General features: G+C 57.9%; 25 protein-coding genes. 15 read left to right on the forward strand and 10 right to left on the reverse strand.

Features of this window, described 5'->3' with window-relative positions; genetic code table 11:
- Window positions 1–93: 93 nt before the first annotated feature.
- The 3 genes from FO268_RS05460 to FO268_RS05470 form a co-directional block, all read right to left on the reverse strand.
- Complete coding sequence (locus FO268_RS05460) at window positions 94–1440, reverse strand: sensor histidine kinase (RefSeq protein WP_150990523.1); 1347 nt, start codon at window positions 1438–1440, stop codon at window positions 94–96.
- Window positions 1437–2141 (reverse strand): response regulator transcription factor, encoded by a 705-nt coding sequence (locus FO268_RS05465; RefSeq protein ID WP_150990525.1) that lies wholly within the window; start codon window positions 2139–2141, stop codon window positions 1437–1439. Before FO268_RS05465 ends, FO268_RS05460 begins: the two co-directional genes overlap by 4 nt.
- Before the next feature lie 117 nt (window positions 2142–2258).
- Window positions 2259–2870, reverse strand: a complete 612-nt coding sequence (locus FO268_RS05470) for a DUF4202 domain-containing protein (RefSeq protein WP_150990527.1) — start codon at window positions 2868–2870, stop codon at window positions 2259–2261.
- 219 nt (window positions 2871–3089) lie between these two features.
- Between FO268_RS05470 and FO268_RS05475 the strand changes: the two genes are divergently transcribed.
- Window positions 3090–4223: a GGDEF domain-containing protein gene (locus FO268_RS05475; RefSeq protein WP_150990528.1), complete on the forward strand. Its 1134-nt coding sequence runs from the start codon at window positions 3090–3092 to the stop codon at window positions 4221–4223.
- Here the strand turns inward: FO268_RS05475 and FO268_RS05480 are convergent.
- The 3 genes from FO268_RS05480 to FO268_RS05490 all read right to left on the reverse strand — a co-directional run bounded on the left by FO268_RS05480 (window position 4220) and on the right by FO268_RS05490 (window position 6765).
- The gene (locus FO268_RS05480; RefSeq protein ID WP_150990530.1) at window positions 4220–4837 is read right to left on the reverse strand and encodes a glutathione S-transferase family protein; all 618 of its coding nucleotides are present in this window, start codon (window positions 4835–4837) and stop codon (window positions 4220–4222) included. The genes FO268_RS05475 and FO268_RS05480 overlap by 4 nt on opposite strands.
- A gap of 90 nt (window positions 4838–4927) precedes the next feature.
- Window positions 4928–5662, reverse strand: a complete 735-nt coding sequence (locus FO268_RS05485; protein ID WP_150990532.1) for an alpha/beta fold hydrolase — start codon at window positions 5660–5662, stop codon at window positions 4928–4930.
- Between the two features lie 2 nt (window positions 5663–5664).
- Window positions 5665–6765 (reverse strand): M14 family zinc carboxypeptidase, encoded by a 1101-nt coding sequence (locus FO268_RS05490; RefSeq protein WP_150990534.1) that lies wholly within the window; start codon window positions 6763–6765, stop codon window positions 5665–5667.
- A 299-nt stretch (window positions 6766–7064) separates the two neighbouring features.
- Between FO268_RS05490 and FO268_RS05495 the strand changes: the two genes are divergently transcribed.
- The 4 genes from FO268_RS05495 (at window position 7065) to FO268_RS05510 (ending at window position 11214) form a co-directional block, all read left to right on the forward strand.
- Window positions 7065–8033 carry an ABC transporter substrate-binding protein gene (locus FO268_RS05495; RefSeq protein WP_150990536.1) on the forward strand — a complete coding sequence of 323 codons (969 nt, stop codon included), beginning with the start codon at window positions 7065–7067 and terminating at the stop codon, window positions 8031–8033.
- Window positions 8034–8140: 107 nt separating this feature from the next.
- On the forward strand, window positions 8141–9175 hold the full coding sequence (locus FO268_RS05500; protein ID WP_150990538.1) for an ABC transporter permease: 1035 nt from the start codon (window positions 8141–8143) through the stop codon (window positions 9173–9175).
- Between the two features lie 11 nt (window positions 9176–9186).
- Entirely contained in the window at window positions 9187–10245 is a 1059-nt protein-coding gene (locus FO268_RS05505) for a quaternary amine ABC transporter ATP-binding protein (protein WP_150990540.1), read from the forward strand.
- A 99-nt stretch (window positions 10246–10344) separates the two neighbouring features.
- A complete protein-coding gene (locus FO268_RS05510; protein WP_150990542.1) occupies window positions 10345–11214 on the forward strand; it encodes a substrate-binding periplasmic protein in 870 nt (289 codons plus the stop codon).
- Here FO268_RS05510 and FO268_RS05515 read toward each other — a convergent pair.
- Entirely contained in the window at window positions 11189–11941 is a 753-nt protein-coding gene (locus FO268_RS05515; protein WP_150990544.1) for an META domain-containing protein, read from the reverse strand. The genes FO268_RS05510 and FO268_RS05515 overlap by 26 nt on opposite strands.
- Before the next feature lie 141 nt (window positions 11942–12082).
- Between FO268_RS05515 and FO268_RS05520 the strand changes: the two genes are divergently transcribed.
- Entirely contained in the window at window positions 12083–12820 is a 738-nt protein-coding gene (locus FO268_RS05520) for a glutathione S-transferase family protein (protein ID WP_150990546.1), read from the forward strand.
- On the opposite strand, the gene FO268_RS05525 is transcribed toward FO268_RS05520, so the two are convergent.
- A complete protein-coding gene (locus FO268_RS05525; protein WP_150990548.1) occupies window positions 12810–13847 on the reverse strand; it encodes an AraC family transcriptional regulator in 1038 nt (345 codons plus the stop codon). The genes FO268_RS05520 and FO268_RS05525 overlap by 11 nt on opposite strands.
- 138 nt (window positions 13848–13985) lie before the next feature.
- Between FO268_RS05525 and FO268_RS05530 the strand changes: the two genes are divergently transcribed.
- From FO268_RS05530 to FO268_RS05555, 6 genes are all read left to right on the forward strand, one after another.
- Window positions 13986–14909, forward strand: coding sequence for a sterol desaturase family protein (locus FO268_RS05530; protein ID WP_150990550.1), 924 nt, complete (start codon window positions 13986–13988; stop codon window positions 14907–14909).
- Between the two features lie 97 nt (window positions 14910–15006).
- Entirely contained in the window at window positions 15007–15924 is a 918-nt protein-coding gene (locus FO268_RS05535) for an alpha/beta fold hydrolase (RefSeq protein WP_150990552.1), read from the forward strand.
- Window positions 15925–15994: 70 nt separating this feature from the next.
- Window positions 15995–16771, forward strand: a complete 777-nt coding sequence (gene modA / locus FO268_RS05540) for a molybdate ABC transporter substrate-binding protein (RefSeq protein WP_150990554.1) — start codon at window positions 15995–15997, stop codon at window positions 16769–16771.
- Window positions 16771–17451 (forward strand): molybdate ABC transporter permease subunit, encoded by a 681-nt coding sequence (gene modB / locus FO268_RS05545; RefSeq protein WP_150990556.1) that lies wholly within the window; start codon window positions 16771–16773, stop codon window positions 17449–17451. Before modA ends, modB begins: the two co-directional genes overlap by 1 nt.
- Window positions 17448–18527 carry a molybdenum ABC transporter ATP-binding protein gene (modC, locus tag FO268_RS05550; RefSeq protein ID WP_191966847.1) on the forward strand — a complete coding sequence of 360 codons (1080 nt, stop codon included), beginning with the start codon at window positions 17448–17450 and terminating at the stop codon, window positions 18525–18527. Before modB ends, modC begins: the two co-directional genes overlap by 4 nt.
- 83 nt (window positions 18528–18610) lie before the next feature.
- Window positions 18611–19498, forward strand: coding sequence for an alpha/beta fold hydrolase (locus FO268_RS05555; RefSeq protein WP_150990560.1), 888 nt, complete (start codon window positions 18611–18613; stop codon window positions 19496–19498).
- On the opposite strand, the gene crp is transcribed toward FO268_RS05555, so the two are convergent.
- Complete coding sequence (crp, locus tag FO268_RS05560) at window positions 19495–20136, reverse strand: cAMP-activated global transcriptional regulator CRP (protein ID WP_007153756.1); 642 nt, start codon at window positions 20134–20136, stop codon at window positions 19495–19497. The two genes, FO268_RS05555 and crp, sit on opposite strands and share 4 nt — an antisense overlap.
- A 237-nt stretch (window positions 20137–20373) precedes the next feature.
- Here crp and FO268_RS05565 point away from each other — a divergent pair, with 237 nt between their 5' ends.
- The 3 genes from FO268_RS05565 to FO268_RS05575 all read left to right on the forward strand — a co-directional run bounded on the left by FO268_RS05565 (window position 20374) and on the right by FO268_RS05575 (window position 22789).
- Window positions 20374–20796, forward strand: coding sequence for an OsmC family protein (locus FO268_RS05565; protein ID WP_150990562.1), 423 nt, complete (start codon window positions 20374–20376; stop codon window positions 20794–20796).
- Between the two features lie 201 nt (window positions 20797–20997).
- Window positions 20998–21789, forward strand: coding sequence for an adenosylmethionine decarboxylase (gene speD, locus FO268_RS05570; protein ID WP_150990565.1), 792 nt, complete (start codon window positions 20998–21000; stop codon window positions 21787–21789).
- Between the two features lie 142 nt (window positions 21790–21931).
- Complete coding sequence (locus FO268_RS05575) at window positions 21932–22789, forward strand: pirin family protein (RefSeq protein WP_150990567.1); 858 nt, start codon at window positions 21932–21934, stop codon at window positions 22787–22789.
- On the opposite strand, the gene FO268_RS05580 is transcribed toward FO268_RS05575, so the two are convergent.
- Window positions 22790–23656, reverse strand: coding sequence for a phosphoribulokinase (locus tag FO268_RS05580; RefSeq protein ID WP_150990569.1), 867 nt, complete (start codon window positions 23654–23656; stop codon window positions 22790–22792).
- Window positions 23657–23661 lie beyond the last annotated feature (5 nt).

Consider the following 23661-nt stretch of genomic DNA (forward strand, 5'->3'; position numbering starts at 1 on the left):
CTCCGTTAACTGAAAATGATTCCTATTTGGCGCACATTCTTATTTAGCAAATGAACAATGTGAAATACTTTTACAATTGTTACGAATCAGAGCTCATGAGCCGGGCACGGGAAACCACAACACCATTCGCAACCCACCGCCTTCCCGGTTCTCGGCTCTGATCCAGCCACCGGCTGCCTCTACCTGGCGTCTTGCCAATGCCAGGCCCAGGCCATGGCCTGCAGGCTGGTCATTGCTGATGCCGCGCGAACGGAAGAAGGGTTTAAAGATAAGTTCCAGATGTGCCGGTGGGACCCCCGGCCCCTCATCGTTCACGGTCAGCCGATAGCCGCTGTCTTCCTTTTCCAGACTAACGAGTATGGTGCCATCGGCCGGGGTATGGTTACAGGCGTTGCGGATGACATTTTCAATGGCCTGGGCCAGTGCGCGATGACTGCTACCAGTGAGTTCAGCACGGTCTGGGAGGCGGGCCTGAAGCTGGTGGCCGGGATATTCGTAGCGGGCATCATCGAGGATGCTGTCAAGCAGGTCAGTGAGGTCCAGGGCTTCCTGATCGAGACTGGGTTTTTCGTTCTCCAGCCAGGCCAAGGTCAGTGTGTCTTCGACCAGCCCCCGCATGAGCCCGCACTCGCGGCGGATACGTGGCAGGAAGTGCTGGGTGTCGATGCCTTCTTCAAGGCAGCTCACGGCCATGTCGATGCGGGTAAGCGGGGTTCTCAGTTCGTGGGAGAGATCCGCAATCAGCCGTCGCTGGCTCAGTATGAGATCGCCGGTCCGCTCTGCCATGCGGTCGAACGTTTCCGCCAGAGCGGCCAGTTCGTCGTTGCGGTTGCCCAGCAGGGCCCGGACCCGCACCCCGAGGTTGCCGTCCGTGAACTGTCGGGTAGCCAGTTCAAGCTGGCGCAGCGGGGTCATCACGTGGCGATAGATCACCAGACACAGCACGATCAGGACAGCCAATGGCAGGGCAACTTTGAGCAGAATCCTGACCTGGGGCAGGTAGGTCCCCGGGCGCATGCGGTCGGGCAACAATATCAGGAAGTGGGTGTTGCCGTCGGCGAAGGTGGTTTCCATGATCGGGTTCTCGACGAAGTAGAGGTGAATTTTCCACTCTTCATCACGTCCCAGACGAAAGCCCTCGCGGAACCGGTCCGTCAGTTCACTCCCGGCCAACGGCCGGATATCGGACCGGACAACAGCCGCCCAGGTGTTTTCCCTTGCCTGGAGGTCTTCCAGCCATTGTGCCAGGGCCTGCTCGTCCCCTTTGCGATAAAGGGTTTCGGCGGCCCGCCCCCAGTCTTTCAGGGTCTGCTGGTATTCTTCGTCAATAAAACTCATCTTCCGCTCGGTTTCCGAACCCACGAAAGAAATCACCCAGAACAGCACCAGGGTCCCCAATGCCAGGGTGCCGCAGAGTTTCCATAGCAAACGATGGTTCACAGGAAACAGTAGCCCTTGCCGTGAACCGTCTGCAGGCGATCCGCAGCCATTCCGGCGTCTACCAGTTTGCGCCTGACCCGGCTCAGGTGCATATCCAGGCTCCGGTCGTAACGGCTGAATTCTTTTTCCAGTACAACCTGATAGAGATAGGGTTTGCTCAGAGCCTCGCCCTGATGCAGCACCAGGACCCACAGCAGGCGGAACTGGATCTGGGTCAGTGTGAGTTCTGTTTCGTCATAGAATACGTCCCGGGATACCCGGTTCAGGTGAAGCTTGCCAAGTTCGATCGTATCCGGGTCGGAGCGGGTGTCGTGGCTACCCCGGCAGCGTCGCAGAAGCGCCTCGATGCGAAGCATCAGTTCCGTGAAACTGAACGGTTTGGGTACATAGTCGTCCGCCCCGCGGCTATAGCCCATGATCCGATCTTCCTCGGCGCCACAGGCCGTCAGCAGCATGACCGGTGTCTGGTGGGTCTTGCGTAGCCGATTGAGTATTTCGAAGCCGCTCAGCTGGGGTAGAAGCACGTCCAGCAGGATCAGATCGAAACGTTGGCTGACTGCAGACAACAGCCCGCTCTCTCCTTCGAAGCACTGATGAGTGCGATAGCCTCGGCTTCCGAGCAGTTGCGCAATCTGGCCATTGAGGGCACGGTCATCCTCGATAACCAGAATACTGGGTTGCGGCGAGTTGGCTGGGGGCATGTCAACATCCTGTCCGGCAGCGCCGCCAACGAACAGCGGCCAACACGTTAATGATAATGATTATCATAAACAGCGATGACCAGGATAGCAAGAGAAGCGAGGAACTGCTGTTCGAGGTCAGGAACCTTCAGCCAGCGCCTCGTTCAGCAAATCCAGCAGATGCGCCGGCATACCCTCAGCCAGCTTCAGTGCCGCGTCATGCCCCCGCGGAGACATCTTGTTCCAAGTCCGGCGAACAATGCGCAACCATTTTTCCCGGTCATAGTCGGCATTCTGATCATAGAAATCCGCGAAGTAGCGCTCCAGAAACACCATGCAGGCCACGTCTTCCAGTAACTGGGTGTCTTCATCCTTACGCAACTCCCGCTTGGTGAGGATGGTTTCGACCCGCTCACACTCCGCTTTGGAGTAACCGCACGTCCCCATGATTTCCGCTGCCCGGCGTCCATGCATGCGGCCGCAGGCCTGCCGCCATTCATAATAGGCCTTGCGCCCTTCCGGAAAGTCGGCGCGGGGCATGGTCCAGCGTTCAATGTGCTGAGCCCGGCAGGCGATCTGCATGCGCTCGGAGGGCTCGGGTTCAAGCTCATGCAACCAACGCGTCATATGCAGGCTGTAGGCAACCTCTTTAGGGAGCATGTCATTACCTACCTGCTCACGGTTAGGGTCTGCCTGATTGGCCTCGTCGATGGCCTTCAGGGCACACTGTAATTGCCGGGATTGTGTCATAGACCAGTTATCTGTTCCTTAGGCGAACGTTGCCGGAAGAATAAGGATGGTAGACTGCATTCTAGCGTGTCAGGAGCGCCCCCCTCTACCACCGATGAGTGTCCACAGAGGTGTTTGCCCTACTCCATGTAGGTATACCCTTAATTTCATTGCTTTATGCACTCATTTCCTTAAAGATTCGTAGAGCGAAAACGCAAGCAGCGAAAGAGTCGTCCCACTATGCAATTGTCAGGGCCATCAATACCCGAGAAATGGCAATCTGCCTATGATGAGCACCTGCAAGCTCTGGAAGGCAAGGTTGCCGTGGTGGCTGCCTGGCTACTCCTGGTTACCGTCGTCATCTACCAGTTTTCCCATCCTCTGCGTAACATCCACAGCTCGGAATTCCTGGGCCTCGAGTTCCTGTTTCGGTCCCCCGTTATTCTGGTATCCATAGTAACCCTGCTCGGGCATTATTCCGGTCGTTTCCGGTGGCCAAGCCGGTATTTTTTGCGAGTAATGGGGCTGTCGGTTATGGCAATGATTCTGTCATTACTGCTGCTATATCTGAAAACCGGGACCTCAGGGCTTTATCAGATCAGCAACGGCCTGGTCATCAGTTTCTTTGGCGTTTCTGTGCTGGCGGTGCGGGGGCCGAAGGAATGGATGTTATTGTTCCTGCTTCCTCTGGCAGTCTTTGCCGGTGCGGCCATTTATCTCGACATTCCTTTCACCGGCATCTTGCCACTGTTCTTTGACCCCCTGATGATGATGGTCATCGGCATGATCGTGATGGAAGCGCTGCGGCGAGTTCTCACCAGTGAATTCGAAGCCCGCCAGACACTCGGAGAAATGGCAGCAACCGACCAGTTGACCGGCCTTCTGAACCGGCGGGCGATATGGCCACTGCTTAACCATGAGCTGCAACATGCGCAAAGGGCCGGCACACCATTCAGCCTCATACTCGGTGACCTCGACCTGTTCAAGAAGGTCAACGATACCTATGGACACGATGCCGGCGATCTGGTGCTTCAGGAGACCGCAAGGCGGCTTGAGGGCGCACTGCGACGGCAGGACGCACTCTGCCGCTGGGGCGGAGAAGAACTACTGGTATTGCTGCCGGACACCGACAGCAATGGCGCTCTGGAGGTGGCGGAAAAGCTCCGGGCTTCGATGGCAGATTCTCCCATTACCGCCGGCGACAACCGTATTCATCAGACGATCAGCCTGGGTGTCGCCAGTTTTCAGACCGGTGATGCCGTGGACGCCGTTGTCAGCCGGGCCGATGAAGCGCTTTACCAGGCCAAACATAAGGGCCGCAACCGGGCAGAAATGGCCGCAGCCAGTGAGGCAGCCCCCGGCGCAGGTGATTAAGCCTGGGCAGAGGAACGCTGCTTGATACGATCGTACCAGGCCTGAAGATGGGTCTGCTCCGGCTTGATGCGGATGTCCACCACGCGGGCAAAAGCCACCGATGTAAAAGCATTGATGTCCGCTGCCGTGAAACGGTCGCAACAGATGTATTCCCTGCCGTCCAATTGCTTATCGAGAAAATGCAGGAACTTCTCCACCATTGTCCGGCACTCCTCGCCCCATTCCTTGATGGGATTCATACGGTCCTTGAAATAACCGGTGGTGTGCTGGAAACACATGCCCGTGGGCATGGAGAGGGAGAACTCGATCCAGCGCAGCCACTGTTCTACAAGCGCTTTTTCCAGTGGCGTATCGCCCAACAGGCTCGGCGTATCCGGATAACTTTCCTCAAAATAACGGCAGATGGCCATGGTTTCGGAGATGCAGGTGCCGTCATCCAGCTCCAGCACCGGTACTTTCTTCATCGGGTTCCTGGCAGCGTATTCCGGTGTCAGGTTCTCACCTTTTAACAGGTCCACCTCAACGAACTCTGCCTTTTCCAGCAGTCCTTTTTCAGACATGAACATGCGTACCCGGCGGGGGTTCGGGGCGGTTTTGGTCTCAAGAATCTTCATTATTCCGGGCTCCATACGTCAGCAAAGGTAAACAGTGATAAATCGTATAGGAGAGTGACGCGGAAGAACAGTTGCGTCAAGCAACCGTAATTATCCGGGCAACCAGCTGTCCAGCTGGTGGATGATCCATTCCGGGTCATCCAGCGGAAGGTCATGGCCGGCAGAGGGATGCATCTTCAGGGTCCACTGCCAGCGCTGCTCGAACGCTTCACTGCACTTCCAGTGCACGATGCGATCGCCCCTGCTGGCCAGTAGCAATGCATCAGGCAGGGGCCGCTCGGGTTGCGGTTTGAACCTGGCCGCGGCTTTCATTTGTGCCAGGGCATTCCGGAAACTGACCGGGCGCTGGCGCTGGATACTGTACCAGTGTTTGATGGTAGCCAGGCTGACTGGCCGGTTGCAGCTCAGCCTCAGGATATCGGCTTCACGATCAAACAGTTCCCGCCGGGACAACAAACGAACAATACGGGGCCAGGCTCCCGGTCTCATTCTTCGCCAAGCCGGACTGAATCCGGAGCTGGTGTTGATCATTACCAGATTCTGGATTTCTCCTTCGGGCGCATGCTGGGCCCAGTCCAGGGCGACCATTCCGCCCATGGAAAGCGCCAGCAGGCTGTAGGGGCCAGGGATGTGCTGAACACTGTGGCGGACTTTCTCACGAATGGCAGCGATGCTCTCCGGGCAGGGGTCGTTGAAGTGCACGCCAGTACCAGGAAGGTCCACCGGATGGAATTGTTGTCCCGGAAAAGCATCTGCAAGCAGTCGTGGAAACACCCCCCAGTGCGACTGCTCCCGGGTCAGTCCACGCAACAGAATCCAGTGCATTGTCAGTGATGGTCCCTGTACCAGTGGGCGATAGCGGCTTCCCTAAGCATGGACTCGTCCTCTTCCCGCGGCAACCAGTTTTCATGGTTCGCGGCTGCGCTGACCAGGAAATCGATGAAGGTCAGGTGACTCCTCAGGACCCTGCGGTGCCGGTGAGGAACCAGCGGATTGAAAAAACCGTCCAGTCGCAGCAACTGCCTGGGGCGTTTCTTGATCCAGCGCCAGGATCCCAACTCGAGCGTCAGGGGAATAAACGCTCCACTGCCGCTGCGGTTTATCTTTTTATAGAAGTAATCCCACAGGTCACCATGGGTAAGATAGTGCCGGGACTGGGGCTCGAAGCGATAGTTGTGTTCCGGCCAGGCCTGCTCCCAGATCAGTTTCAATGCCATCACCGATGCAATCCGCCGCATCGGTCGGCGACGATAGGCATAGGGAAACCAGATCTGGTCCTGCCAACCGAACCCCGAATGGCAGTCAAGGGCAACACTGAATGGGCGCCCGGGCAATAATCCCGATATCACGGATTCCAGTGCCTGGTTCTCCGCTTCCATGCCCTGCTCAGGGTCTCCCGTGAACCATGGCAGGCGCGGAGAGAACCGCTGCCCGCCCAGCAAAAACGCACTGCGATCCTGGGCCGTGATCGGCGCGTTACGCATCAGGTCCACGCCGTTGGGATTGCTGCGTTGGTTGAGATACATGCCGCCAGGATTAAGTATCGGTAGCAGCGTAACCCGAACCTTCTTCATCAACGCCTGAAGGTGGCTGTCCCAGGAAATCCGGGCGAGCAGGGTGCGCAGCCAGGCCATGATTACCTCACTGCCTATGCGCTCAAGGCCATGCACGCCCCCCACCAGCAAGACTACCGGCGCATCCGGTGCATCGCTGCCCAGATCAACCCGATATAGCGGTAAATCAATTTCTTTAAGGGCAACCCGCGCCAGCGTGTCTACGGAGACCACCTCCGGAGCCTCCGCCAGCATACGTTCCAGGCGAACCATCTCCGGCAGAAAGCTTCGCAACAGATGCCGCTGCCGGCTACTACGACGGGCTTGTTCGGCCGGAATGGCAGAATGGGAGGTGAGTTCGCGCAATTCAGTCATGGGGCTCTCCGGTTTCAGATAACCCTTCAAACTACCGCTGAATTGCTTCATTTCGTTGACAAAAACTCTGGGAAACCAGAAATGACATATGCATGTTCCGGCGACATTTTACATTAATGGCTTGTAACTCAGGCTCAGGGCGTTACCCTTGAAAGTACGTAGTAACCGAGGTCATAGCATTTGTCTTGTCCTTTGATCACGCAGTTTCAACAAAGCGTTTTCACTTCTCGAGAGGTCATCCGGACCACTCAAGCGGATGTTTTCCCGCGTATTTTCAAAACCAATAAGGAGAACCAATCATGCGAAAGCTAACGCCTGTCGCGCTGCTTTGCGCGATGTCTGTTCCCGCACTTGCCCAGGCCGACTGTGGTGAAGTCTCGATCACTGAAATGGGCTGGGCGTCCAATGCCGTTGTTACCGGTGTTGCCAAATTCATCATGGAACAGGGCTATGGTTGCGATGTGACCGTGGTTCCCTCGGACACCGTTCCGGCCGTCACTTCGGTTGCGGAAAACGGTGAACCCGACATCGTCACCGAGCTGTGGCTCAATTCCGCCGGTGAGGCTTATCTTGAACTGGAAGAACAGGGCAAGATCGAGCGGGTAGCCGAGGTGCTGGACCCGGGTGGTGTTGAAGGTTGGTGGATTCCGACCTATCTGGCCGAGAAGCACCCAGAACTGACGACCATCGAAGGGGTCATGGAAAATCCGGAGCTGGTGGGCAACCGCTTCAACAACTGCCCAAGCGGCTGGGGCTGCCGTGTGGTCAGCGACAATCTGGTCAGAGCACTTGACCTGGAAAGCTCCGGCATCAAGGTGTTCAACCATGGCTCCGGTGAAACGCTGGCTTCGTCGATGGCATCAGCGGTTCAGTCTGAAGAGCCCTGGTTCGGCTACTACTGGGGGCCCACCGTGCCACTTGGCAAGTATGACATGACCCGCGTTGAGCTGGGCGAGTACAAGCCCGACGTGCACACACGCAACCAGACACAGGACGCAGATAACCCGGGTGTGTCTGAATTCCCTGCAGCGACAATCCTCACATCCATCACGACCGACTTCAAGGATCGCGAGCCCGACGTGGCGGAAATGCTCAGCCACATGACATTCAAGACGTCCACCATGAGCGAATTGCTGGCCTGGATGGACTCCAACAATGCTTCTGCCGAAGAAGCAGCGGTGTATTACCTGAGCAACAACAGCGACGAGTGGTCCAGCTGGCTGAACGATTCAGCCAGGGAGCGCCTGGCTGCAGCAATGGGAGAATAATCCCCTGCCGGCCCTGACAGGGCCGGCCCTCCCGGCCCTGTCAACTCCGATAACGGAGAACTCGAAACGAGCCTTTAACATCTGATTGCGACGGGAACCAACCGCCCATGGCTACCTACGATTTCTTATTTTCATCACTGGGACTGGAAGACTGGTGCGCAGAAGGTCAGAGCGATGGCCCCATGTCGATGGCCGACTTACTGAAAAAAACCCAGGGAACCAGCAGCGAACCCGAATCACTCTGGGATACCCCCTTTCCTTCCATGGACGCGCTCAACGAATCCTGCGCGGCCTTCCCGAAATCACGCGAACTGACAAAGGGTCTTGAAGAGGGCTTCCTGTCCATCAAGGATAGTCTGAGCGTTGTTCTGGATCCTTTGACCCAACCTCTGAGCTGGGCTCTGGACGGCACACTCTATGGAATGCTGAACACCCCCTGGTGGATCGTTATACCGTTGTTGCTCGCGGTGGTCTTCTTTGTTACCAAGTCCTGGAAACTGGTCGGCTTTGTCGCAGGGAGCCTGTTCCTGCTGGCCTTTATCGACTACTACCGATACGCCATGGAAACGCTGTCGATCATCTTTGTCTGCGCCTTTATCTGCGTGCTGTTCGGTGTGCCCATCGGCATAGCCATGTCCCGCAGTGACGTGATGCAACGCCTGACCATTCCGGTGCTGGACATGCTGCAGACACTGCCACCCTTTGTCTATCTCATCCCGCTGATCTTCCTGTTCAGCGTGACCGAGTCGAAACTCTATGGCATCGCCATTATTCTCTACGCCATTGTACCGGTCATCCGCCTGACCAATCTTGGCATACGGCTGGTGGACAAGGACGTGATTGAAGCCGCTGACGCCTTCGGCATGACCAGCCGGCAAAAACTGTTCAAGGTCCAGATTCCGCTGGCGCTGCCAAACATCATGGCGGGCGTGAACCAGACCATAATGATGAGCCTTGCCATGGTTGTTATCGCGTCCCTGGTATCGGCACCCGGCCTGGGGGTTCTGGTGCTTCAGGGCATTCGCAACCTGGAACTTGGTGTGGGACTGGTAGCCGGTCTCGGTATCGTAATTCTGGCGGTCATCCTTGACCGGGTGACCAAGGCTTCGCTGGCGCGCATAAACGCCTCACAAAAACAGTAAGGGAGCGAATTGTGGACCGGAATATCAAGATATCCATCCGGAACCTGTACAAGATCTTCGGCCCGGATCCTGTGGGCGCTCTGGAGCATGTACGTGGTGGCATGGGGAAGGCAGAGCTGCTGGAAAAGCACAACCACGTTCTGGGCCTCCAGGACATCAACGTGGATATCCACGAAGGTGAGATTACCGTCATCATGGGGCTCTCCGGCTCTGGCAAATCCACGTTGATACGCCACCTCAATCGGTTGATCGAGCCCACCGCGGGAGAAGTCGAGGTGGATGGCGAAAACGTTCTACAGTTCAACGAGGATCAGCTAAGGAAACTTCGACGCGAGCGGATGTCGATGGTATTCCAGAAGTTTGCACTTCTTCCCCACAAGACGGTGCTGGAAAATGCCGGTATGGCATTGCTGGTCCGGGGGTTTTCCGTCGAGGAATTCGAAGCCGATGCAAAAAAATGGCTCGCCCGGGTGGGGCTGGAAGGCAACGAATACCAGTACCCACACCAGCTTTCCGGTGGCATGCAACAGCGCGTGGGAATTGCCCGGGCGCTGGCATCAAACTCACCGATTATGCTGATGGACGAAGCTTTCTCGGCGCTGGACCCATTGATTCGCTCCGATATGCAGGACCTGCTGCTGGAACTGCAGGACGAGTTGCAGAAAACGGTCGTCTTCATTACCCACGATCTGGACGAGTCCCTGAAGCTGGCGGACCATCTCGTTATCCTCAAGGACGGTCACATCGTTCAGCAGGGGGAGCCCCAGGAAATCCTGATGTCACCCAATGACCCTTACATCACCGATTTCATCAGCGACATCAACCGGGCCCGGGTGCTGCGGGTTCGCTCCGTCATGAAGAAAACCACCGAAGCACCGCCGGACTGTGCCGGTGATATTTCCGATCGCGATAATCTGGAGTCGGTCATCGCCCGGTCAGATGGCGACACCGACCTCACCTACCGTGTGGTCAGGAAAGGTAAACAGGTGGGTGTTCTTGATATGAAAGAGCTGGTCAAGGCACTGGTCCCTACCGAAGCCACTGAAGGCGATGCCAGAAGCCGTTACTGATCCTGGCCTGGTGGGGCCCCTCAAGCAGATGACAGGTTGATGACCGCGGGGCTATGATAGAAATGTTGCCGCAGCTTCGCGGTGCCCCGGACAACCATCATGTGGCGACCAGTCGTCCTGGCATTCATGTTCGTCCTGTTCATGGGCTGCTCGCCTCAGGACAACGACATTTCCGAGGCGGTTGCTGAAACCGCGCCCGAAACCTCTGCCGGCAAAGCCTCTTCTGCAGGTATTACCCGCTATCAGGAGCAGCCGGAAACGATTGTCATCGCTGCCGACCCCTGGTGCCCCCACAATTGTGAAGCAGGAAGTGATCATGAGGGCTACATGGTCGACCTGGCCCGTGACATCCTCAACGAGGCGGGGTACACCGTCGAGTATATCAACCTCAGTTGGGCAAGGGCGCTGCAGATGACCCGGGAGGGCCAACTGGACGCCGTTGTCGGTGCTTTCGTTACCGATGCCCCCGATTTCGTTTTCCCTGAGATCCCCCAGGGATACTCGTCCATTGCCCTGTTCACCCACCCGGATAACACCTGGCACTTCAGTGGGACTGAATCCCTGAACGACCAGCAACTGCTGGTGATCAACGGGTATTCCTATACGGAGGAACTGGACCGCTACATTGAGCGGCACCTGGCTGACCAGGAAAAGGTCTGGGTCATTTCCGGCCCCTCCCCATTGAATCGTGCCATCAGCCTGCTGGAGCAGGATCGCACGGACATTTTCGCTGAAGATGAATATGTCATGGCCTGGTGGGCCAAAAGCGCCGGAAAGACCGCAAACCGGCCCCGCGAAGCGGGGCTCATTAGCAAGACCGAAGCTTTCGTGGCCTTCTCTCCCGCCCGGGAAGACGCCCAAGAACTGGCCCAACTGCTTTCGGAGGGCACCCGTCAGCGAATCGATGATGGCCGAGCCCAGCAGATCCTCGATAAGTACGGGCTTACTCTGTGGACGGAAATGCCGTAATCACCTGGCCCTCCGACGATATAAGCAGCAGTTCACCATGGCGGCCGATATCAAACCGGGTGATATCGGCCAGCAGCGACAGGAACCGGCTTTCCTGATTCATCAACGCGGGCGTGCAGTTCTTGCTGGTAGAAGCCATACGGGTTAACCCGAGGCCTTCACCTGTCAGACTCCAGTTACCTTTGAACTGGTTGCAGGAGGCGTTTCCCGCCACCCGGTTCGCTGACAGGAAATCTATCGTCACCCGTGAGCTATCGATGAGGCCGGCACCACCGATATCCTCCACCACCCATTCATCCCCCTGCAGCAACCGCTCCGGATCGCCACCACAGCCACGAGACGGCTCACCGTTGACCTCCAGGCGAACCTGATTGGGATAGGGCATGCCGGTCATCGAGTCACGGCACAGCTGGCGGGCGGTCACCAGAGTGATCCGGATACCCTCTCCGTCCGCACGGAACGTGCGGCCAGTGGCACTGCGACGGGTGGTTTCATAGCGCAGTTCGACCGGGGATTCGCCCATCCGCTCAAGCACCAACTGGCCCGGTTCCACAATGGCACGCCAGAAGGGTTCATTGCCCGTGGCGGTAAAGGGCAGCTCAACGGCCCCGGATGCCGGATCTTTGGCTTGATTGGGAGCACTGTCGTCGGGAGTGGAGGAGCAACCTGTTGCCAGCATCAATGACGCCATTAGAGTTAGCGCAATACAGCGTGTGAATCCATTCATTGTGAGTTTCCTGTTCCATTAGGTGTTTTGCCTTCGCGGCAGTCTGTTTCCTGCGCTGCCGATTTTAATGCACAGTCGTTACCATTTCCTGCCTCAAAGCATTACGCTTATGCCAGTTATGACACTGGAGAACACTGCACCATGGCCATCAGACTTTACCAGTTTGCGATATCCCATTACTGCGAAAAGGTTCGCTGGGCGCTGGATTACAAGGGCGTGAGCTACGAGACCGTCAACCTGCTACCGGGACAGCATGTCAAAACTATCCGCAGGCTCACCGGTGGGGATTCGTCAGTGCCTGTGCTTGACCACGATGGCCACCGGGTCCAGGGCTCAAAGGAGATCATTGACTACCTTGACGAGGTTTTCCCGGAGAATCCACTGACACCGTCAGACCCGCAGGCCCGTGAGACAGCCATTGCCTGGGAGCAGCGGCTGGACGATGAAGCAGGCCCGGCAGTGCGCTGTTACTCCTACCACCACTTCCTGCAGCGCCCCAGGGTAGTGGTTCCCATGCTGGCGGCGGGCACGCCGTTCTACAACCGGATTCTGCTGAAACTGGCCTTCAGCCGCGTGGATGAGATCATGCGTAAATGGATGAAGATCAATGAGAAAACGGCGGAACTGTCACGTGAAACCATGGAAGCCTACCTGACAGAACTGGCTGAGGCGTACCAGCAGACATCCTTCCTGGCCGGCGACAGTTTTTCTCGCGCCGACCTTGCTGCTGCCGCATTGTTCGCGCCCATGTTCCAGCCCGAGCAATACCCCGTGCCCTGGCCAAAACCGGCAAAAATCCCCCGCGACATCAAGGCCTGGCTGGACCAATGGCAACCCCAGATCGAACCTCTGGAGAGGATCTACACCGCTAATCGCTGAGCTGTTGCCGGCGCTCCCTGCCCGGCGAATTACCGGTCCAGCGGCGGTAGGCCCGGGTAAAGGCACTCTGTTCGGAGAAGCCCAGTAACAGGGCGATGTCTGTCAGGGTCAGGGACGGGTCTGCCAGATACGGCCGGGCCAGTTGCTCCCGGCTACGGTCCAGCCATTGCTGCCAGCTCAAATGGTGCCGGGCAAGCCGCCGCTGCAGGGTGCGGGGCGCCATGTGCATGGCACTCGCGGCTCGCGCCAGGGTGGGCTCGCCGTCGGCCAGCAGCCTGAGCAGCACTTGCTGCAACTGGCGGTCGGTGCCGGAACTGTCTTCGCGACTCTGGCCATGACCCTCGCCAGCACCTGGCGGCAGCGCCCTCACTAGCGCTCTTGCCTGCCGGTCCAGTAACGCCCTCAACGTGGGGTCTCGCCGCGGCATGGGCCGACTCAGATAATGCAGCGGGAACCGCACCCGCACGTGGCTGTCCTTCCATGTCACCGGGCAGCCGAAAAATTTCTCATAGGCTCTCGCGGTTTCGACATCCACGCTCTCAAGAAAACTGATCGCGGAAGGAGGCGGCGGCTGGTCAATCTGCCGACGCATGAAGGTCACCAGCGCCGCAATTGCGGCGCCATCCGCCTGCTGCCCCAGCTCATTATCCGAGGGGGGCCAGCGCATCTCGGCCTGGTCGCCGATAATCTCGATCTCTGCGAGGCTGGCGCCATAGAACAGGGTTTCATAGCGCTGATAAGCCAGCATGGCTTCCCCCAGGGTATCCGAGGCCAGCACCAGGTAACCCAACACCCCGACATGGCCGGGAAGCACGCAGGCCCCTACATCCAGTTCGGGCGCGATACGGCCCGGGGCCAGCGCCAGCCCCTGCGCGAGCAAATCGCGCCAAACCGGTACCGGAACATTGTCCCGTGCTGCCCACCGGGCCAGCGCCACCCGTAACGGTGCGGCCTCCAGCCCTTGCTGGTCCAGCCAATCGGAAAGCAGACCGGTCCAGGCTCCGGTTACCCGGATTACCCTCGCCACCACTCATTCTCTGTCATAGCGTCAAACTCCACAGAATTGGCACCAATAGTCAATTTTGTGGCATGTATTGTCAATTTTTACCGGAATGGCAGGCTCAGAATTAACGGGTATCAACAAACATAATAAGACGGGCGAACTATGGCGTTGACAGACATGATGATGGCAGTACTCCAGAGCAGCGGTCTGCTGTCGCTCTGGAATACCCTGGCCCCCTGGCTGGCACTGGATGAACGACAACTGATCTTCATGGTCGCCACGCCCGTCTTCATTGCCGTTACCCTCTGGGAGTACCTGCGCATTCGCCATGACCCCACGCGTATGGATGTGCCGGAAGCCATCCGCAACTTTGGCCTGGGCGCCGGTTATCAGGTTACGGAACTGTTGTTCGCCGGCCTGATTGCCTTTCCCGTATACGCTTTCCTCTACCACCACCGCATTCTGGACCTGGAGCTGAACTGGGCGACGGGGTTCCTCACCTTCCTGGGCGTGGACTTCTGTTTCTACTGGATGCACCGTTCCAGCCACCGCATTCGTTGGTTCTGGGCGGCACACGTGGTACATCACTCCTCGGAGCGGATGAATTTCTCCACCGCCATGCGTCAGAACGCCACCAACATTTTCAACGGAATGTGGGCATTTTACCTGCCGCTGGCGCTTATCGGTTTCAATCCGGTGTGGATCGGCATTGCCTACGCTCTTTCACTGGTTTATCAGTTCTTTATCCACACCACGCTCATCGGCCAGTTACCACTATGGGTGGAACTGGTCTTCAATACACCCAGCCATCACCGGGTCCACCACGGCCGAAACCCGGGCTATATCGACCGCAACTACGGCGGCACACTGATAATCTGGGACCGGCTGTTCGGCACCTTCGTGGCGGAAGATGTACAGGCTCCCCCGGAATATGGCATTACCCGGCCGGTGCGCTCCAACAACCTGCTCGTATTATGGACTCACGAATATGTGGACCTGTTCCGGGCCATGGCCCGCCCCGGCGGCCTGCTGTTGCGGCTGAAGCACCTGTGGAAGCCACCTGAATGGGAAAGAGACGTGGAATAAGAGTTCAAACCAAAGATTTTCAGGACCTGTCTCAATTTCAGACGCGTTTTCCCGCTAGACTCCGTAGTAAATATCTAACCAGCCCGGATTCGATCACATGGACCTGCAGGAAAGTTTCATCAACAGCCCCGATCATCACCGGATTCCGTTACTCTCGTGGGCCCCTGAAAAGAAGACTGCAGTCATGGTGATTGCCCATGGCATGGCTGAACATGCCGCCCGCTACCAGCCACTGGCCCAATGGCTCAATCAGCAAGGGGTGGCCGTCTTCGCCATCCAGCACCGGGGTCATGGACCACACTGTCCTGAGGGCGACCTTGGCCATTACGCCAATGTTCGGGGCTGGCAAAAGGTGGTGGACGACCTGCAGCAGGTGGTTGTCCACGCCAGGAAACAGTATCCCGATCTTCCGCTGACACTGTTCGGGCACAGCATGGGCTCGTTCATCGCCCAGGCATTCACCCAGCAATACGGTGACCAGATCGACAACCTGATTCTCTGCGCCACCAATCGCATCGACAAACCGAGACTGCTGGTCTCCCTGGCTCTGGTAAGACTGATCCGGGTACTGCGGGGGAAACGACATCACAGCCTTCTGATCGACAACATGACGTTCGGCGCTTTCAACAAGGCGTTTGCGCCCAACCGCACCAGCCATGACTGGCTGAGCCGCGACCCACAACAGGTGGACCGCTACCTGAAAGACCCTCTATGCGGCTTTTCCTGCACCGTCGGTCTGTGGTCAGACTTCATTGGCGGCATGCTGGGCATCAACCCGGCAGGCTGGCGCAAAGACCTGCCGGTGCACCTGCTCGCGGGGGACAACGACCCGGTGGGTGAAATGGGCAGGGGTTTCAGCCGCCATGTGGCCAACCTTCAGGCAGCGGGTGTCAATGTCGTCTCTGAACGGCTGTTTCCCGGGGCCCGTCACGAGCTGGTCAATGAAACCAATGCCAGTGAGGTCCAGAATCATATTCTCGAATGTATTCCCAGGCTTTCATATTCAGTCAACTGAAGCATGACGGCGGCCGCTCAGGGGCGGTATGATCACGGCCATTAATTGAACCTTGGGAGTACACTTGTCCATGACCGCTACCCTCCGTTCACTGCTGGCTCTGAGCCTGCTGATGACCAGCGGAACGTCGTTGGCAGGTGAGGTCAGGCTGGCCATTGCGACCAACTTTCACGATGCCGCCGAACGCCTTGCTGCGCAGTTTACAGATGCAACAGGCCACAGTAGCCGCATCAGCTACGGCTCCACCGGAAAGCTTTACGCGCAGATCCGTCACGGAGCGCCGTTCGATGTATTTCTCGCTGCGGATCAGGAACGGCCGCGGCTGATGGAGCAGAACGGCTCCGGTGTTCCCGGCACCCGCTTCACCTATGCAGTCGGACAACTTGTTCTCTGGAGCCCAGACCCGCAGGCATTCGTGGACCCGATAGCGTTCCTGCGTGCCGACAACGTCCGGCGACTGGCCATTGCCAATCCTGCAACCGCCCCCTACGGCCTGGCTGCCCAGCAAACCCTGGAACACCTCGGCCACTGGGCAACCCTGGGAAGCCGGCTGGTGCGGGGAGAGTCCATAGCCCAGACCTTCCAGTTCGTGGCAACCGGCAACGCCAAAGCAGGCTTCGTGGCACTGGCCCAGCTCCGTGGGGAGCATGACGGCGGTGCCCGCTGGGAGGTGCCCGCCAGTTACCACGATCCTATCGCACAACAAGCCATCCTGCTGGAACGGGGCCGGGACAACGAGGCCGCCAACGCATGGCTGGACTTCCTTGCCAGCGGTGAAGCGCAGGACATTATTCGCCAATACGGCTACGATATCCCGCAAGCGTCCGAAGAACCCATGGAGTATTGATGAGCCCGGAATGGCAAACTGTCTGGCTGACCCTGAAACTCGCCGGCATCACTACTGCCCTGCTGATGGTCATCGGAACCCCCATCGCCTGGTGGCTGGCCCGCAGCAGCCACTGGCTCAGACAACCGGTAGCCGCCATTGTGGCCCTGCCTCTGGTCCTTCCACCCACCGTTCTGGGATTCTACCTGCTGTTACTCATGGGGCCTGAGGGCGTTGTGGGTACGCTGACTGACACTCTGGGGCTGGGCACCCTGCCCTTCACATTTGCCGGGCTGGTGGTGGCGTCTGTGCTCTATTCACTGCCCTTCACGGTTCAGCCCCTGCAGAATGTTTTTTCCACCATTAACGAACGAATGCTGGAGGTTGCCGCCACCCTGCGGGCGTCGCCGCTGGATCGCTTTTTCTCCGTGGTGGTTCCCCTCGCACGCCCCGGCTTCCTGACCGCGGCGGTGCTGACCTTCGCCCATACGCTGGGGGAATTCGGGGTGGTGCTGATGATTGGCGGCAATATTCCCGGCGAAACCCGGGTTCTGTCCGTGGCTATCTACGACCATGTGGAAACCCTGCAGTACGGCAAGGCTCACCTGCTGGCAGGCGGCATGCTGGTATTCTCATTCCTCGTTCTGCTGACACTCTATCTGATCAACGGACGCCTGAATAACGGGAACCTGAGATCATGAAAGAGCCAGGGATTCTTGCCCGCTTCGCCACCGGTTTTGCGGGCTTCCGCCTGGATGTGGACCTGGAATTGCCTGGCGGTGGCGTTACTGCCCTGTTCGGCCATTCGGGCTGCGGAAAAACCACTCTGCTGCGATGTATCGCGGGCCTGCAGGACTGTGCCGGCTACCTGTCCGTCAACGGCGACGTCTGGCAGGACGACAATGCCCGCCTGCCGGTCCATAAACGCCCACTCGCCTATGTATTCCAGGAAACCAGCCTGTTCCCGCATCTGTCGGTCAACGGTAACCTGAATTTTGGCTACCGTCGCACGCCGGCGTCAGAGCGACGGATTCACCCCCCGCAGGTGATTGACTGGCTGGGACTCTCGCATTTACTGGTCCGCAGGCCGGACCGGTTATCCGGCGGCGAGCGCCAACGCGTGGCTATCGCCAGGGCGCTGCTGACCAGCCCCCGCCTGTTGCTGATGGACGAACCCCTGTCGGCACTGGACCAGACCAGCAAGCGGGATATTCTGCCCTACCTGGAAACCCTCCGGGACAGCCTGGACATTCCCATTGTCTATGTCTCTCATTCCGCTCCCGAAGTGGCGCGGCTAGCCGATTACATTGTGATGATGGACCAGGGCCGGGTGGTCACCCAGGGCTGCCTGCAGGAGACGCTGGCCCGGCCCGACCAGCCATTTGCACTGGAAAAGGACGCTGCGGTGATCGTTCCTGCCGTGATCCGGGAACGGGACCCGCAGTGGCATCTGTGCCGCGCTGAGTTCGAGGGGGGTAACCTTTGGTTACGGGATGACCGCCAGCCCGAACCCGGAAGCCGGGTCAGGCTGCAGATACTGGCACGGGATGTGAGTATTGCCCTGACAGCAAATCCTGACCAGAGCATTCAGAACCTGCTCCCGGCCAGGGTAATAGATATCGCCGCGGAGCAGCGCCCCGGCATGACCACGGTACGACTCCAGGCAGGCAGAACCTCGTTTCTTTCTCGAATTACCAGTCGTTCGGCGCATCAGCTCAGGCTCAGTCCCGGCATGGAAGTCTGCCTGCAGATCAAGAGCGTGGCTATCGTCGAATAACCCCATCATCTGGCCCCTTCGGCACGGGTTCCGCTCGTACTCGTCGCGTTACTCTGGATACCTGACCAAAAAGGAGAGCAGGTATGCCATATACACAGCGGTGGGTAAGCAACAAAGAGGTCGATCTGTATGTGGTCACCGAGGGTCACCCAGACAAGCCTGCTCTCGTGCTTGTGCACGGCTATCCCGATAATCATTCCGTATGGGATGCCGTTACCCGCTACCTGGTCAGCCATTATTTTGTGATCCGTTACGATGCGCGCGGAGCCGGCCGCTCCAGCTCTCCCGCCCGTACCCGTGACTACCGACTGCGACACCTGGCCGCAGATCTGGCAACCGTTGTAGACGCCGTCATTCCGGGGCGATCATTTCACCTGGCGGGCCACGACTGGGGTTCAATACAAAGCTGGGAATCCGTCACAACCACTCCCTTGTCCTCCAGGGTGCTCACCTACACCACGATCTCCGGCCCCTGTTTGGACCATGTCGCCAGCTGGCTGCGCCTGAATCTTACGGGCAATGGAAAAGCTGGCAGGCAGAAGGTTTTCCAGCAACTGGCCAGCTCCTGGTACGTTCTCCTGTTCCAGTTGCCGCTGATGCCGGAAGCGTTGTGGTATGGCGGACTGGACCGGCTATGGCCCACATATCTGGCCCGCAGGGAGCAGGTTACCCGCTCTACCCCTGGCCGGTACCTGAAAAAGGACGGTTACCATGGCGTCAAACTCTACCGCGCCAATTTCCTGCCTCGACTCCTCCGCCCACAGCCCAGGCATGCCCGCTGCCCGGTACAGCTGATCGTGCCCAGACAGGACAATTATGTGGGGCAACAGCTCGCTGAAGGCCTGGAGCAGTGGGCAAGCACACTGGTAAGGAAGGACATTGATGCGCCGCACTGGGTTGTGTTGACGCATCCGGAGAAAATTGCAGGGTGGATCGACGAGTTCGCCCAGAACCCGAAGGCAGCAGCCTAACGGGTACCGTATACCACCATGGTCTTGCCCTTGACCCGGACCAGGCCCTGGTCTTCCAGGGTTTTCAGCACCCGGCCGACCATCTCGCGGGAACAACCCACAATGCGGCCGATTTCCTGGCGGGTGATCTTGATCTGCATGCCGTCCGGGTGTGTCATGGCGTCCGGCTCCTTGCACAGGTCCAGCAAGGTGCGGGCCACACGGCCTGTCACGTCGAGAAACGCCAGGTCACCCACCTTGCGGGTGGTCTGGCGCAGGCGTGAAGCCATCTGCTCGCCGATGAAGTACAGCACCCTCGGATCCTGCTGGGCAATTTCCCGGAACTTGGTATAGCTGATTTCGGCAACTTCACACTCGGTCTTGGCCTTTACCCAGGCGCTGCGCGAATCCATGTTGTCGAACAGCCCCATCTCCCCGAAGAAGTCCCCGGCGTTCAGGTAGGCCATGATCATCTCGCGACCGTCGTCATCCTCAATAATGACCGTGACGGATCCCTTGACGATGTAGAACAGGGAATCGCTTTTATCCCCTGCATAGATAATGGTGCTCTTGGCAGGGTAACGCCGGCGATGGCATTGCGAAAGAAAATAGTCCAGGTGCTTGGTTTTCTGCTCAACCGGCTTGACGATAGTGGCCATAGTGCGAGTCATGCCTCCTTAGTACTGGCGGGATCCCGATGTTTTTATTCACCCTGCTTTCCGTGCGGGTTCATTCATTATGAACGCAACTTATAACAAGAAGGCCCCGTTTCGGCAACCTGAAACAGTATAGACCAGATCCGCAGACCTGCCTTTTTGCGAAGCTGCCGCACAATCCGGGATATGCTAGCATCCCAGCCAACCCCACATCACACCTCATCCGGAGCATGAAAACCGATGAAAGCAACCATTGACTGGACGGGCGACGCCAGCTTCCGAGCAACCAGTGGCAGCGGCCACTCCGTGCAGCTGGACGGGCCACCTGATCACGGCGGCAAGGACCTGGGGCCACGTCCCATGGAAATGATGCTGATGGGCCTTGGAGGGTGCTCTTCCTTTGACGTCATGAGCATCCTTGAGAAAAGCCGTCAGAACGTCACTGCCTGCCATGCCGAACTGGAAGCGGAACGCGCCGATGCAATGCCTGCAGTTTTTACCCGCATTCACCTGCATTTTGTTGTTACCGGGCACAACCTGAAGGAAAACCTGGTGAAAAGAGCGGTCAGCCTTTCCGCAGAAAAATACTGCTCTGCCTCCATCATGCTGGAGAAAGCCGGCGTGGAAATCACCCACAGCCATGAAATCCGTGAGGCGTCCTGAATCGGGATGAATACGGATGCTACAATATTGTCGCGAACTCTACCCAAATCAAGGGTCGGTGTGCATAATACGCACCCTCTCCGCCGGTCTGCGCAAAAGGTAATCATCCCGGTCAGTTATCGGTGGCGGCCTTGGTGGCATGCATGCAACGAACAGACATGACCACCGACACTCATCTCCAGTCACTTGGGGGGGCTGAACATGGAAACCAAACTACAACTGCATGGTTTCAATAACCTGACCAAATCGCTGAGCTTCAATATCTACGACATCTGTTATGCGCAGACCGAAGAGCAACGTGAAGCCTATATCGACTACATCGACGAGATGTACAACGCGGAGCGTCTGACCCAGATTCTCACCGACGTGGTCAAGATCATCGGCGCCAATGTACTGAACATCGCACGCCAGGACTACGAGCCCCACGGCGCCTCCGTCACCATGCTGATTGCCGAGCACGAGCTCAGCAGCGGCGAGCCGGACAACGAGGAATCCCCGGGCCCGCTGCCGGATGCCATCGTGGCGCACCTCGACAAGAGCCACGTTACGGTGCACACCTATCCGGAGAGCCACCCCTATGAGGGCATCAGCACTTTCCGGGCGGACATCGATGTATCTACCTGCGGCCTGATCTCACCGCTGAAAGTACTGAACTACCTGATCCACAGCTTTGATTCCGACGTGGTGACTGTGGATTACCGTGTACGCGGCTTCACCCGCGATGTGGACGGGACCAAGCACTACATCGACCACGATATCAACTCGATCCAGAACTATTTGACCGAAGACACCCAGAACGCCTACCAGATGATTGACGTCAACGTGTACCAGGAAAACCTGTTCCACACCAAGATGATGCTCAAGAATTTCAATCTGGATAACTATGTGTTCGGAGTCAATGCCAGCGATCTGGACCCGGAAGAAGCCCGCTCCATTGAAGAACGCCTGAAACGGGAAATGCTGGAAATGTTCTATTCCCGCAACGTGGAATAACGTCTTCCTGATCCGGTCCGGTGGTGCGCCGTCATCACCGGACCTTCAGTTTTTTTGATGTCTCCTTCCAGAATTCTCCGTTTTGTTCCCCATGCCTCAAAGGCGTTTAATAGACCCTATACCCTTTGAGGAGGAATAGACCATGCCCCTGCGATCCGTTACCAGGACCATCTCCGCTCTGGAAACCTCTGATGGCGCCGGTGTGCGCATCAAGCGCTCCATCGGTCAAAACCAGCACATCCGCCTTGACCCGTTTCTGATGCTGGATGAGTTCGGTTCTGATCAGCCCCAGGACTACATTGCCGGTTTCCCGTCCCACCCTCACCGGGGGTTCGAGACGGTCACCTACATGATCGAAGGCCACATGCTCCATGAAGACCATCTGGGCAATCGTGGCAACCTGAAAAACGGTGGCGTTCAGTGGATGACCGCCGGGCGCGGCATTGTGCATTCGGAAATGCCCCAGCAGGAATCCGGTCAGATGCGTGGCTTCCAGCTGTGGCTCAACCTGCCTGCTGCAGAAAAAATGAAACCAGCGGGCTACCGCGACATCCAGCCTGAGGAGATTCCGGCCATTACCGTGGACGGCGGCCTGGTAAAGCTTATTGCTGGCAGGATAACGGTGGAAGGACAGGAGCATCTGGGCGCTGTCAGTGGCGGCAGCACCCGCCCCCTGTATGCGGACATTCACCTGGAGCCAGGCAAGGAAACCCTGCTGCCGGTCGAACCGGAGCTGGACGGAATGCTCTACCTGTATGCCGGTGACGCGTCACTGGTTTCGGAGGAGGGTTCTCAGGGTCTTGAGGCCTCAGCCGCCAGCATCCTCTCCCAGGGGGACAGCCTCAGGATCAGCGCCGGGGAGAACGGTGCACGCCTGCTGCTTATCGCCGGAAAACCTATCGGAGAACCCGTGGTGCAGTACGGCCCGTTTGTGATGAACAGCCGGGAAGAAATCGAGCAGACCCTGCGGGATTACCGCGACGGTCGACTGACTGCATGATCAGGCGAAGGGTTTGCGAGCCATCAGCTCCGACACCAGCGGCCGCATGATCAGGTCCATGGCCAGTGACAGCTTGGTCCCGGGAATCACCAGGGTGTCGTGACGGGACAGGCTGCTGCTGGCGATCATCTGGAGCAGATAAGGAAAATCCACATCCGTCGGATCACGAAAATGGATAACGATCAGGCTCTCATCTTCCGTGGGAACATCCCGGACGACAAAGGGATTGGACGTGTCCACCAGCGGAATACGCTGGAAGTTCACATGGGTGTGGGTGAACTGCGGAACGATATCGTGTACGTAATCGTCCATGCGGTTGATGATGGTCTCCACGACCGCATCCTGGGAATACCCTCGCTTGTTGGTGTCACGGTGGATTTTCTGGATCCACTCGAGATTGACAATGGGCACCACGCCCACCAGCAAGTCCACATACTGGGCGATGTTATAGGCTTCGCTGACAACCCCGCCGTGGAGCCCCTCGTAGAACAGCAGGTCAGTGTCGGGGGCCAGCGGCCCCCATGGCGTGAAGGTGCCGGGTTTGTGTCCTGCTTCAATCAGTTGCCTGTCTTCGTCATGGACGTACTGCCGGAACTGGCCGCTACCGGTGTGGCCATAGTCGTAAAACAAAGCTTCAAGCTTGTCGATATGGTTTGCCGCCAGGGCAAAGTGGTTACGTTCACCGAACTGACCCTTGGCGGCAAGGCGAGCCATCTGCTCACGATTGTAGCGGTGAAAGCTGTCGCCACTGACCATGGCAGCGTTTAGCCCCTCACCTGCAAAAAGACGGCTGAAAATGTTGCCGGTTGTGGTGGTACCAGCACCGGAGGAACCGGTAACCGCAATGATCGGATGGCGTTTTGACATAACAG

Source organism: Marinobacter denitrificans (genome assembly GCF_008795955.1).
GTDB classification, from domain to species: domain Bacteria; phylum Pseudomonadota; class Gammaproteobacteria; order Pseudomonadales; family Oleiphilaceae; genus Marinobacter; species Marinobacter denitrificans.